Source organism: Flavobacterium sp. LPB0248, assembly GCF_013388355.1.
Classification (GTDB): Bacteria; Bacteroidota; Bacteroidia; order Flavobacteriales; family Flavobacteriaceae; genus Flavobacterium.
In genome coordinates this window covers 2,706,371-2,718,477 of sequence record NZ_CP058246.1, presented here as the reverse complement: position 1 = coordinate 2,718,477, position 12,107 = coordinate 2,706,371, and the positions used below count along the sequence as shown (strand labels likewise).

The 12,107-nt window shown below is 33.4% G+C and carries 10 protein-coding genes; 4 read left to right on the top strand and 6 right to left on the bottom strand.

What is annotated here, in order from left to right:
- The first annotated feature begins 127 nt into the window (after positions 1 to 127).
- Both LPB248_RS11360 and trpS read left to right on the top strand, forming a co-directional pair.
- Positions 128 to 505, top strand: coding sequence for a GxxExxY protein (locus LPB248_RS11360; protein ID WP_177211534.1), 378 nt, complete (start codon positions 128 to 130; stop codon positions 503 to 505).
- Between the two features lie 124 nt (positions 506 to 629).
- Positions 630 to 1,604 (top strand): tryptophan--tRNA ligase, encoded by a 975-nt coding sequence (gene trpS / locus LPB248_RS11355; RefSeq protein ID WP_177211533.1) that lies wholly within the window; start codon positions 630 to 632, stop codon positions 1,602 to 1,604.
- Between the two features lie 255 nt (positions 1,605 to 1,859).
- On the opposite strand, the gene dprA is transcribed toward trpS, so the two are convergent.
- The gene (gene dprA, locus LPB248_RS11350) at positions 1,860 to 2,960 is read right to left on the bottom strand and encodes a DNA-processing protein DprA (protein WP_177211532.1); all 1,101 of its coding nucleotides are present in this window, start codon (positions 2,958 to 2,960) and stop codon (positions 1,860 to 1,862) included.
- Positions 2,961 to 3,198: 238 nt separating this feature from the next.
- Here dprA and LPB248_RS11345 point away from each other — a divergent pair, with 238 nt between their 5' ends.
- Complete coding sequence (locus LPB248_RS11345; RefSeq protein ID WP_177211531.1) at positions 3,199 to 4,170, top strand: SPOR domain-containing protein; 972 nt, start codon at positions 3,199 to 3,201, stop codon at positions 4,168 to 4,170.
- A gap of 66 nt (positions 4,171 to 4,236) precedes the next feature.
- Here the strand turns inward: LPB248_RS11345 and LPB248_RS11340 are convergent, their stop codons facing one another.
- The 5 genes from LPB248_RS11340 to mnmG all read right to left on the bottom strand — a co-directional run bounded on the left by LPB248_RS11340 (position 4,237) and on the right by mnmG (position 11,416).
- On the bottom strand, positions 4,237 to 4,998 hold the full coding sequence (locus LPB248_RS11340) for a hypothetical protein (RefSeq protein WP_177211530.1): 762 nt from the start codon (positions 4,996 to 4,998) through the stop codon (positions 4,237 to 4,239).
- Positions 4,999 to 5,076: 78 nt separating this feature from the next.
- Complete coding sequence (locus LPB248_RS11335; RefSeq protein ID WP_177211529.1) at positions 5,077 to 7,356, bottom strand: helix-turn-helix domain-containing protein; 2,280 nt, start codon at positions 7,354 to 7,356, stop codon at positions 5,077 to 5,079.
- A gap of 103 nt (positions 7,357 to 7,459) precedes the next feature.
- Positions 7,460 to 8,044, bottom strand: coding sequence for an OmpH family outer membrane protein (locus LPB248_RS11330; RefSeq protein WP_177211528.1), 585 nt, complete (start codon positions 8,042 to 8,044; stop codon positions 7,460 to 7,462).
- A gap of 237 nt (positions 8,045 to 8,281) precedes the next feature.
- Positions 8,282 to 9,130 (bottom strand): class I SAM-dependent methyltransferase, encoded by an 849-nt coding sequence (locus tag LPB248_RS11325; RefSeq protein ID WP_177211527.1) that lies wholly within the window; start codon positions 9,128 to 9,130, stop codon positions 8,282 to 8,284.
- Between the two features lie 414 nt (positions 9,131 to 9,544).
- Positions 9,545 to 11,416, bottom strand: a complete 1,872-nt coding sequence (gene mnmG, locus LPB248_RS11320) for a tRNA uridine-5-carboxymethylaminomethyl(34) synthesis enzyme MnmG (protein ID WP_177211526.1) — start codon at positions 11,414 to 11,416, stop codon at positions 9,545 to 9,547.
- Between the two features lie 169 nt (positions 11,417 to 11,585).
- Between mnmG and LPB248_RS11315 the strand changes: the two genes are divergently transcribed.
- Positions 11,586 to 11,846, top strand: coding sequence for a hypothetical protein (locus tag LPB248_RS11315; protein WP_177211525.1), 261 nt, complete (start codon positions 11,586 to 11,588; stop codon positions 11,844 to 11,846).
- The last annotated feature ends 261 nt before the right edge of the window (positions 11,847 to 12,107 follow it).

The following is a 12,107-nucleotide window of genomic DNA, read 5'->3' as shown; positions in this document are numbered from 1 at the left end:
TATTATTCGAGATTTGCTAAAGCAAAAGTTCCCAAAGATCTGTATTATTGGGGGTTTAAGACAAAATTTTGCAAAATTTAATGAATATTTCTTGTATTTTTATACGAAATTATGCGTTAAAATTAAAATGACTGAAAATGAAATTTCAACTATTGTAATTGGTATTGCAATAGAAATACATAGAAAATTAGGGCCTGGATTGTTAGAAAATGTTTATCAAGAATGTCTTTTTTATAAAATTAAACAACGTGGACTTCATGTTGAAAAAGAAAAACCAATACCACTAGCCTTTGAAGAAATAAAACTAGATTGCGGATATAGAATCGATTTATTGGTTGAAAATAAGTTTGTTATTGAAATTAAAGCTGTTGAAGCTTTAACAGTAAACCATTTGGCACAAACATTAACTTATCTCAAACTAGCTAAATGCAAACTCGGCTTGCTAATTAATTTTAACGAGTCTCTTTTGAAAAACGGTATTAGAAGAGTGATAAATAATATCTAAAAAAAATAGAAAAACACCGTGGTCTTCAAAAAACTCAAAAAATCTTCCCAAACTCTGCGAAAAACTCTGTGAACTCTGCGCTAAAAAAACGAACTTTGCAGATCAAGTATAAGAAAAAACGAGAATGGCAAAAATACTTACGGGTGTTCAAAGTACAGGAACACCGCATTTAGGAAATTTATTAGGAGCAATTATTCCGGCAATCGAATTATCAAATGATCCATCAAACGAATCTTATTTGTTTATTGCCGATTTGCATTCAATCACTCAAATTAAAGACGGAAAGACTTTAAGAGAAAACACGTACAGTACTGCTGCGGCTTGGCTTGCGTGCGGATTAAATCCTGAAAAAGTTACATTTTATAGACAATCAGACGTAGTGCAAACTACAGAATTGACTTGGTATTTGAGCTGTTTTTTCCCATTTCAAAGATTGACTTTAGCACATTCTTTCAAAGATAAAGCCGATCGTTTAGACGATGTTAACGCTGGACTTTTCACATATCCAATGCTTATGGCTGCGGACATTTTGCTATATGATGCAGAATTTGTTCCTGTTGGAAAAGATCAATTACAGCATTTAGAAATTACTCGCGATGTTGCGGCTCGTTTTAACCACCAAATGGGTGAAACTTTTGTTCTTCCTGAAGCAAAAATTCAAGAGAATATTATGCTGATTCCAGGAACAAACGGAGGAAAAATGAGTAAATCTGCAAACAATATTATCAATATTTTCTTGGACGATAAGACTTTGCGTAAACAAGTTATGAGTATTGAAACGGATAGTACACCACTTGAAGCTCCAAAGAATCCTGATACTTGTAATGCTTTTGCAATTTATTCTCTGTTAGGTACAGAAGAGCAAATCGCCCAAATGAGAGCAAATTATTTAGGCGGAAATTATGGCTACGGTCACGCTAAACAAGCTTTGTTTGAATTGATTACTGAAAAATTTAAAACAGAAAGAGAAAAATATAATTACTACATCAACAATCTAGAAGAAGTTGACACTTTATTGAAAAAAGGCGCGACAAAAGCTTCTGTCATTGCAGATGGTGTTTTAGCAAAGGTTAGAGAAGTTTTAGGATTTCAGAAATAAATTTAGAAAGTATTATACTATAAAACGCTGAACATTATTAAAATTGATCAGCGTTTTTCTTTTATCATATATTTTTGTAACTTCAAGTATATTAATCTTTAAAAAACAAAAAGAATGGATAAGTATATTGAAGATTACAATGTTCCCTCGTATGTATTTCAAATCTTAAATATAATTTTCGGCTTACTACTGATTTATATTTTATATCGATTGTACAAACATTTTACGAGAAAATAAAATATAGGATTTTCTGCGTTAAATTGATTCAAAAAGTTTTCCAGGAAGTGGCCTAATAACACCTTTCAATTCCATTCCTATCAAAATTCCAGATAGCTTGAAAATTGGTATTTCACATTCGATTGCAATGATGTCTAATAACTCTTTTCCGTTTTTTAGAAGAAAATCATAAACCTTCTGTTCTTCTGATTCTAATTCTACAAAAAGCTGTTTTTGAATGCTTTTTGGTTTTTCTTTAATATCCCAATTTAGCATATAGATTAAATCAGCGGCATCTGTCAACACATTTGCTTTCTGGGTTTTAATCAAATTATTGCAACCTTGACTGTATTTATCTGTAACTCTTCCAGGCACAGCAAAAACATCACGATTGTACTCGTTGGCCATATTTGCAGTAATTAGAGATCCACCTCGATCAGCAGATTCTATAACAATTGTAGCTTCAGTCATTCCAGCAACAATACGGTTTCGACGCACAAATTTCTCTTTGTCTGGATTCGAATCGCTCCAAAACTCAGTAATAAATCCTCCGTTTTCTTCCATTCTGGCCATGTACTTTTTATGAGTTCTCGGATAAATCTGATTTAACCCATGAGCCAGCACGCCAACAGTTTGTAAATTTAAATCCATTGCTGCCTGATGTGCCACGATGTCAACTCCATAAGCAAATCCACTAACAATCACAGGATCTAATGGAGCCAAATCTTCAATTAATTTTCTACAAAAATCGGTTCCATAAGAAGTAATCTGACGTGTGCCAACGATACTGATTATTCTTTTGTTTTTAAAATCTAAATTTCCCGCAGTAAATATCAGAATTGGCGCATCAATGCAATGCTTGAGACGCTCTGGATAATTTTCATCCTGAAAAAAAGAAAACTGAATATTATTGTTTTTTATAAATGAAAGTTCTTTATCTGCTTTTTCAAAAACACTTTTATCTTTTAGATTTTTCAATAAAACAGATCCAATTCCATCAACAGCAGCCAATTGAGAATTCTTTGCTTTAAAAATAGCCGTAGCATCACCAAACGAATTAAGCAATTTTTTACCCATTATGTCACCTACTCCATCTACCTTCAATAAGGCAAGCAAATTAAACAATTCTTGATCTGTCATTGTGTTTTAACATTATGTAAAATAGATAAATAAAATCTACTTTTTTTAAGGCGCAAATATCTATAAAATAGGGTAATTTCTTAATAAAATTATAAAATATTTTTAAAGTGCCTGGTTTTGAAAGAAAACATAAAAAGTTAATGTGCTGAAAACGAATTGTCTAAAAATAATTCCGAATTGTTAATAAAAATTGTGAATAAAATTTTGATAACTATACGCGTTGTCTAACTTTGTTAATATGAAAATCGAAGTATATATCTCACAGTTATTGTATCGTTATCAGTGTGTAACGATTCCAGGATTTGGTGCATTTTTAACAGAAACTCACTCAGCGCAGCTGAATGAAAGCACTAATTCGTTTTTTCCTCCAAAAAAAACCATTTCTTTTAACAGTCGTATCAAAAACAACGATGGATTGTTGGCAAATCATATTGCACAAGCAGAAAAAACATCTTACGGTTTTGCTGTAAGCGCAATTGCTTTTGAAGTTTTAAATTGGAAAAAAACATTGGAAGAAGAAGGCGTAATTCTTTTAAAGAACATTGGAGAGCTACGTTTAAATTCTGAAAGCAATATTGTTTTTAAACCAAACGATCAAACCAATTTTCTATCTACTTCTTTCGGATTAAGCCCTTTTGTTTCGCCAATGGTGAAAAAAGAAGATTTCGAGAAAAAAATCGAAAAAATCGCAGCAAAAGAAAAAGATGCTGTTTTATTATACGAAAATGAAGAAGAAACAAAATCTTCAAATCCGTTCTTGCGATATGCTGCAATTCTTGTTTTAGGACTTGGAATTACAGGAAGCATTGGTTACCCATTGTATCAAAATCAAATTGATAACCAAACACTTGTTGTAGAACAAGCTGTTCAGAAAAAAGTACAGAACAAAATTCAAGAAGCAACTTTCTTCATCAAAAGCCCCCTTCCAGCTGTAACTCTTTCTGTTGATTCTGCTAAAGTTGAAACTGTCGAAACAACAATGCCATATCACATTATGGCTGGTGCTTTTAGAAGCGAGCAGAATGCAAGAAAAGCTTATAACCAACTAATTAAAGATGGTTTCAAAGCGAGAATGCTGAAAGAAAACAAACACGGATTGTTTCCTGTTTTATACGGAAGTTATGCTACAATGAAAGAAGCTGAACAAGCTCAAAAAGAAATACAAAAAGGCGAAAATCCACAAGCTTGGATTCTGGTCGAAAATCTATAAATCAAAAAAATCCCGTTTCAGAAGAACGGGATTTTTTTTTGACCTAAACTTAATATTCCGCAATGTTTATCGTGAAACAATTTTGGCATCTTGCGACAAAATTTCTTTTCCTGATTGATATACAATTAACGCCGCAGGCGCCAAATTTTTTTCTCCCAAAACAGTGAAATGACATTCATATCTAAAATTTCCTTTTTTGAATTCATAATGATGATTTCCACCAGTTCCATCCGCATAGAAAACACCGTTTTCAATTACCAAATCGGGCTTGTCAGTCATTTTGTTTTTGATTCCCCAAGAAACATAACGATAATTATTATTTCCCAAATCGTCAATTCTTATTCTAAATTTTGAAGTTTCAAGAACGGCAATCGGTTCTTTAAAATTTGAAATTGAAGCATTTACATTTTTCTTCTGTGCTGCAATCAGCGAATTTTTCATTTTCAGTTCCTCATCAGATTGATGATTAATACTAATGATTCTTCCATCAGTATCAATCCACAAATCTCCTTGATTGAGCATAATCCCACGCCAGCCCACTTCCGACCAATCTTTTGCAGGATCCGATTTTATTATTTTTTCAATCAAAACTTTATCAAAAATTTGATTGTATCTTTTTATAAAATCTGCTTTATCTTTTACTGACGGAATTGGATATTCTCGCTTGAACGGAAATTTTATCCGTTTTGCAATTGCTTCTTTATCGCTGTTTTTCACCTCCAGAATAAACTTCGAAATGAACTTTTGATATTCTAGTTTCAAATCCTGAGCAATCAAAAACGAAGAATTAAACACCAAAATTGTTAGCAATATTTTAAATGTTTTCATGTCAAAAATAATTTAATACGTTAGAAATTAGATTTTTAAAAAACAAAAAACAGTGTTTCACGTAGGACGTTGCAAAAATTAATTGATGCTCGCTTTGAACATTTTTAATTCGTCCCAAGTAAATTCATCTCCATATTTTTCTTTCAAAGGACTCAAAGATTCTTCTTGATAAAACTGAAATGCTTCTCGCAAGGCCAAAATTTTATCATACGGCAAAACATCTGTAATTTCAATTTTCTTCGCTTGAATAAGTCGTATCAAATGCCCTTCGATAGTTTGAACATTCAATTTGCGCATTCTCGCAATATCTTCCACTGAATTTTTATCCATCCACAAATCGTATGTTTCTTCGACTGTCGTTTTTTTAGCCGTTTTAAGCTCGTTTTTCTCTGTCTTAGCTGATTTGTATCGAACAACGGGTTCTTCGGTCCTAAAAATGTCTGTATTTGTCGTTTTCAGCTCTTCTCTTATTCTTTCCGCTTTGTTCGTTTTGTAATTTTTAATATTTGGCGACGAAAGCTTTTCTTTACTGATTTCTTCTCCTGCAACAACAACTTCAATCAATAACTTGGCTTTCATCAATCGCAAAACCGCTTTAGTCTGAAGATCTTCTAAAAAGTTAAGTTCTTCGTAGAACTCTTTTACTTTTTTAAATTTTTGAATTTCAGCCATTTTGTAAATCAGATCATCAACCAATTTGTCCATTTGCTTGAAGAAATAATCGTAGGCAGCATCTACCCTTTCTTTTACAAAAAACAAATCAACAGTTTCTTTGATGAAAATTTTATTGAGTTGCGAAATGAATTTCTGCGAAGGATCTAAAAGCTGCTCCATAATTTCCATGCGTTTATGTGCCCAAACCGCATGTTTCGTTTTTTCCGAACCTGCTGCATTTTCGTTATAACTGAAACGATGATTTCGCCATTCTTGCGCCAATTCTCCCCAATTAAAACTGTTTATCAAATAGTTATGAATAAAATTTTTGGTTTCGAAATGAAGCGCTTTCTCCAAAGTCTCTTCTGTCGCTCTATTCAAAGCGTAATCCATCACATCTTGGTCGTTGGAAATGCCATTCATCTGCATCGGAGAAAGCAAAATAAGGCCTTCTAACGAACGTAAACGCGAAAGTGCTACATATGCTTGTCCGGGCAGAAAAACTTGCGATACATCGAGCGCTGCTTTGTCAAAAGTTAAACCTTGGCTTTTATGCACCGTAATAGCCCAAGCCAACTTGATTGGGTAATGCGCAAAAGTTCCCAAAACCTCTTCTTCGATATCTTTTGTTTGTTCGTTGACTTTGTAGCGGATATTTTTCCATTCGTACTTTTCTACTTCGAGCGTCATATTCTCTTCTGGAAAGTGAACAAAGATTTCTTCGTCTGAAAGCGATTTGATTACACCCATTTTTCCGTTGAAATATCTTTTTTCAAAAGACAAATCATTTTTGACGAACATGATCTGTGCGCCGACTTTTAATTTCAGTTCTTCCTCGACAGGAAATATCTTTTCTGGAAAATCTCCCACCACAAATGGCGTATACACGTATTCCTTACCATCTAAATCATTGATTGACTGTAAGTTGATAGAATCAGCCTTAGCATTATGGGTTGTCAGCGTTATATAGCCCTTGTTCTCTTTAAAGTCAAAATCTGGCTTAACATATTGATTTAGAATGGTTATGTCTTCTGGAGTGATCTGATTATTTCGAAGATTGTTCAAAACTGAAATAAAAGCATCATCGGTCTGGCGATAGATTTTTGACAATTCAATGTAAATTGGCGGATACGTTTGGAGAACATGAGAATGAAAAAAGAATTTCCCTCGGTAATAATTTTTCAGCGTTCGCCATTCTTCATCGCGAATAACCGGCGGCAATTGTAGCAAGTCTCCAATAAACAAAACCTGGACTCCGCCAAAAGGCTGTGTATTTCTTCGAACAGTCTGCATCATGAAATCGACGGCATCCAACAAATCCGCTCGCATCATACTCACTTCATCAATAACCAGAAGCTCCATATTTTTAATTACATTTCGCTTGACGTTATTCATTTTGAAATGACGACGCAACGATTCTTTGTTTTCAAACTTTACCGTTTCTGTAAATTGTGCGCTCGCTTCGTACGACGGAATAAAAGCAGAAAACGGAAGCTGAAACATGGAATGGATTGTTACACCTCCAGCATTCAAAGCAGCGATTCCTGTTGGTGCAACGACCACAGTATTTTTATGCGTTGTTGCGATGATTTCACGCAAAAGCGTAGTTTTTCCAGTACCTGCTTTTCCCGTAAGGAAAATAGATTTTTGAGTCTGATTGATGAATTGCAAAGTATAAGCTGCCGCTTCTGAAACGTTCTGCATTGGGCTTGTATTAAAGAAATAAAATTACCGCATTTTTATAAAAAGAAAAAACCTAAATCTTAGTGGATTTAGGTTTTCAGTAATTTAGTTAGTTTGGTAGTTTTTATTTTTTTGCTTCGCCTTCTTTTGCTTCAGCTGCTGGTTTTGCATCTGTCTTTGGCTCTGCTTTGTATTTATCATTTAAAGCTTTGATAATTTCTTTTGTGATATCGTATTTCTCTTCAGCATACAAAATTGTTGCAGCATCTCCTGTTCCGTAGATGTAAGAGTAACCGTTTTTCTTTCCGTAATCTTTAATGAATTTTTTAACTCCACTAACAAGAGAATCCATCTCAACACCACTTTCTTGTTGTAATTGTTGAGCCAATGCTTGTTGTGCATAACCTAATTGCTGCTCTCTTTTTTGCAATTCAGCACCTCTTTGCTGTGCCCAAGCTTGACCGTTTGCTTGTGCCTGACTTTGAAAACTAGCAGCGTCTTGTTTAAAACGTGAAATCTCAGCTTGTAATTGTCTACCTTTTTCTTCCGCTTGAGCTTTGTACTTTGCTTCTAAATCTTTTGCCTCAGTGTATTCTTTCATCAAAACCGAAGTATCCACGTAAGCTGTTTTTACTTCCTTTACCTCTGCTGTTTTGTTACAAGAAACTGCGAAAACTGAAAGTGCGATAATAACTAATGCTTTTTTCATTTTTTTAAATTCTATTTTTTTAAGTATTGAAGACAAAAATATAAAAAAATCAATAGCATCAACATAAACTTTAAAAAATGCGTAAAATTTATGATATTGTTTTTATTTATCGAAAAAAATATAGCCATAAACCAATGTTATTGCCATGTTTTAGGTGTTTTTTGTCTTATTTTGAGTTAGCTAAAAAAGCCATCTTGTCTTTTAGAGGCAAAACGGCTTAAATGTTTTTTTAATTTTTTATTTGTTTTTCAAAACGTAAATATGCGATGAATATTCCTTTGAGCTTTTTGCTTTCCAATTTGATTTTAAACCAATGAAAAAAGCTTTGATGTAATTCATTTTTCCATTTTTATATTTTTCGGATAAAAGGCTTACGTAAAAAGAATCAAACTTCATTGGAAGTATCTTTTCTAATTCCATATCCACTCTTTCAAAAAGCAATTGAATTGATTTTTTTGAAAAATGCCAAAAGTGAATCGGCACATCATACGCAGCCCAAAAAGTTTCATAATGACCCGCATCGAATGATTTATAGTTTGGAACCGCAATAATTAATGTTCCAGTTGGTTTTAACAAACGTTTTAATTCTTCGATCTGAACTTCTAAATTTGGAACGTGCTCTAAAACGTGCCACATTGTAATTACATCCAAAGAATTACTTTCTAAAGTGCTAGTTTCTTCTTCAAATGAAATTCCTTTTTCTTTCGCAATATTTTTTGCTCGATCGCTTGGTTCTACTCCAATGGTTTCCCAACCATCATTTTTTGCTGTTAGAAGAAAATCTCCAGTTCCAGCTCCAATATCCAAAAGTTTTCCTTTTTTCGATTGCTGGCTATTGATTAGATTCAATTTATTCTTAAGCGCAATATTTTTTACAAAATGATATGCTTTTTCAAATAACGAACGTTTGTTATCTGTGTGCGAAATATAATCTTCACTTTCGTAATATTTACCCAAATTTTGAAGTTCGGGTTGTGGAGAAGTAATTAGCATATCTAATTCTTCATCGTAATACAAATCAAAAATTTCTTTTGAAACAGAATGGTCTTTTACAGTAAGAAAATGTTTTTTGTTTAAAACGTTCATTTTTTAAATTTAATAGATATTTGGGTTTAATTTATAGCAAATCCTAAAAACGAAATTTTATCGCTTTTAGGATTTTTGTTTTTTATTTTATTCTTCTAAATTATTTTTGATTCTTTCAAAATTGATAATTCAACATTATTGCAAATTTAACTTATTCATCTTTTTGCAAAACAATATCCTTTTCAAATCTGATTTTCTTTCCATCTTAAACGGCTAATAGTTCAAATTATTTCAAAAAATCAATCTTGTTTCAGCAAAAGGTTTCACGTGGAACAGCAATAATTTAGATTTTAGATTTATAATCGATTCCAAAAAAGAAAGCCAATAGTTTCACGTGGAACATTTAAAAGTTTTTAGTCCCAGTTTACAATCTCAGTAAAAACTGGAAGCTGAAAACTGAGACCGAAAACTTTTTTACCTTCCCATATAAATCAAAAGCACGGAAATATCACTTGGTGATACTCCGCTGATTCTTGAAGCTTGAGAAATAGTTACAGGACGAATCTTGCTTAATTTCTGTTTTGCTTCAATCGACATGGACTTGATTTTGTTATAATCAAAATTGTCTGGAATTTTTACTTCTTCCAAACGATTTAGTTTATCTGCGTTATTTCTTTCCTTTTCGATATAACCCGAATATTTAACCTGAATTACGGCTTGCTCTACAATCTCTTCATCCAAATCATTTTCTTTGATATATGCTTCAACCTTTTCAAATTTCAACATATCTTCTAATTCAATCTGTGGACGAGAAAAAATCTTAAACATTTTATCTCCTTGAGAAATTGGTGCAGATTCTTTTGCTTCCAAAATCGGATTCGTTTCTGCAATTGTAACACTAGTTTCTTTGAAGAATTGAACCATCTTTTCAGATTCGTTTAATTTCTTTTCCATTCTTCGTAAACGATCTTCAGAAGCTAAACCAATTTCGTATGACATTGGAGTCAATCTGAAATCGGCATTATCTTGACGCAACAATGTTCTATATTCTGCTCTCGATGTAAACATACGATATGGCTCTTCCGTTCCTTTCGTAATCAAGTCATCAATTAGAACTCCGATATACGCTTCGTCACGTTTTAAAATCAGTGGCTCTTTTTCATGCACTTTCAGGTGTGCATTTATTCCAGCCATCAAACCTTGAGAAGCTGCTTCTTCGTATCCTGTAGTTCCATTGATTTGTCCAGCGAAATATAATCCTTCAACTAACTTTGTTTCCAAAGTATGTTTCAATTGCGTTGGCGGAAAGAAATCATATTCGATTGCATAACCAGGTCTAAAGAATTTTACATTTTCAAAACCTGCTACAGAACGCAACGCTTTGAACTGGATATCTTCTGGAAGTGAAGTTGAAAATCCGTTTACATAAACTTCGCAAGTATTCCATCCTTCTGGTTCAACAAATAATTGATGACGCTCTTTATCTGCAAAACGATTTATTTTATCTTCAATCGATGGACAATATCTTGGTCCTAAACTTTTGATTCTTCCGTTGAACATTGGAGAACGATCAAAACCTTCTCTCAAAATATCATGAACATTCAACGAAGTGTATGTCATGTAACAAGAACGCTGATGCGTTAATGGAGCGGTCACATCTGAATAAGAAAACTTGGCTGGCTTTGCATCCCCTTTTTCTTCATTCATTTTAGAATAATCTAAAGAACGTCCATCTACTCGAGGTGGCGTTCCTGTTTTCATTCTTCCAGCTTCAAAACCTGCTTTGATCAAATCTTCGGTAATTCCGGTTGCAGCACTTTCTCCTGCTCTACCTCCTCCGAATTGTTTTTCTCCGATATGAATTAAACCATTCAAAAAAGTACCATTTGTCAAAACCACAGATTTGGAACGAATCTCCACACCAAGTGAAGTTCTAATTCCTTTTATCTTTCCGTCTTCGATTATCAACCCTTTTACCATCTCTTGATAAAAATCAAGATTTGGAGTTGCCTCCAACATCATTCTCCATTCTTCTGCAAATCGCATTCTATCACTTTGAACTCTTGGCGACCACATTGCAGGTCCTTTTGATTTGTTCAGCATCTTGAACTGAATTGCGGTCTTATCAGAAACAATTCCTGAATATCCTCCAAGCGCATCGATCTCACGAACGATCTGTCCTTTTGCAATTCCACCCATCGCAGGATTACAAGACATTTGTGCTATGTTCTGCAAACTCATCGTAACCAATAAAGTTTTCGATCCCAAATTTGCAGCCGCAGCCGCAGCTTCAGAACCAGCATGGCCTGCACCAACCACAATAACATCGTATTCTTCTAAAAACATTTTGTTTTATTATTCTCCAAAAACCGCTAACGCGGTTTCTAGAATTACATTTATATTTTTCTTGTTCCACGTGGAACTTTTATTTTTGTTTCAGGTTTCAGGTTTCAAGTTTAAACTGAAACCTGCAAACTGATATCTTCAAATTCAGAAAACAAATAAAACATTTCACGTGGAACACCTTTTTATTTTCTTCAAACAGAACTTCCAAACAGAACTTCCAAATCAGAACTTCCAAATCAGAACTTCCAAATCAGAACTTCCAAATCAGAACTTCCAAATCAGAACTTCCAAATCAGAACTTCCAAATCAGAACTTCCAAATCAGAACTTCCAAATCAGAACTTTCAAATCAGAACTTTCAAATCAGAATCTCCTCAATAAATGTTTCACGTGAAACATTTCCAAACTTCCATTCTAAACTTCCATTCTAAACTTCCATTCTAAACTTCCATTTTCAACTCCAAAGAACATTTTAAAATCATGTTCCACGTAAAACACCTTAATCTTTTTCTTTTAAATTCAAACTTAAAAAATCGTTCCACGTGGAACGATTTAATCTTTTATTCGAATTCTTTACATAAACGTTCCACGTGGAACGCTACAAAATTCTTTCATTTTCTTTGGATATGTTTCACGTGGAACGTTATAAAAATTTAAAAATCTAAAACGTTTCACGTGGAACATATATAAAA

What these genes read in the sequence shown, in the direction of transcription:
- LPB248_RS11360 (WP_177211534.1), top strand. Translation starts at nt 128, where the DNA reads ATGACTGAAAATGAAATTTCAACTATTGTAATTGGTATTGCAATAGAA.
- trpS (WP_177211533.1), top strand. Translation starts at nt 630, where the DNA reads ATGGCAAAAATACTTACGGGTGTTCAAAGTACAGGAACACCGCATTTA.
- dprA (WP_177211532.1), bottom strand. Translation starts at nt 2,960, where the DNA reads ATGACAGATCAAGAATTGTTTAATTTGCTTGCCTTATTGAAGGTAGAT.
- LPB248_RS11345 (WP_177211531.1), top strand. Translation starts at nt 3,199, where the DNA reads ATGAAAATCGAAGTATATATCTCACAGTTATTGTATCGTTATCAGTGT.
- LPB248_RS11340 (WP_177211530.1), bottom strand. Translation starts at nt 4,998, where the DNA reads ATGAAAACATTTAAAATATTGCTAACAATTTTGGTGTTTAATTCTTCG.
- LPB248_RS11335 (WP_177211529.1), bottom strand. Translation starts at nt 7,356, where the DNA reads ATGCAGAACGTTTCAGAAGCGGCAGCTTATACTTTGCAATTCATCAAT.
- LPB248_RS11330 (WP_177211528.1), bottom strand. Translation starts at nt 8,044, where the DNA reads ATGAAAAAAGCATTAGTTATTATCGCACTTTCAGTTTTCGCAGTTTCT.
- LPB248_RS11325 (WP_177211527.1), bottom strand. Translation starts at nt 9,130, where the DNA reads ATGAACGTTTTAAACAAAAAACATTTTCTTACTGTAAAAGACCATTCT.
- mnmG (WP_177211526.1), bottom strand. Translation starts at nt 11,416, where the DNA reads ATGTTTTTAGAAGAATACGATGTTATTGTGGTTGGTGCAGGCCATGCT.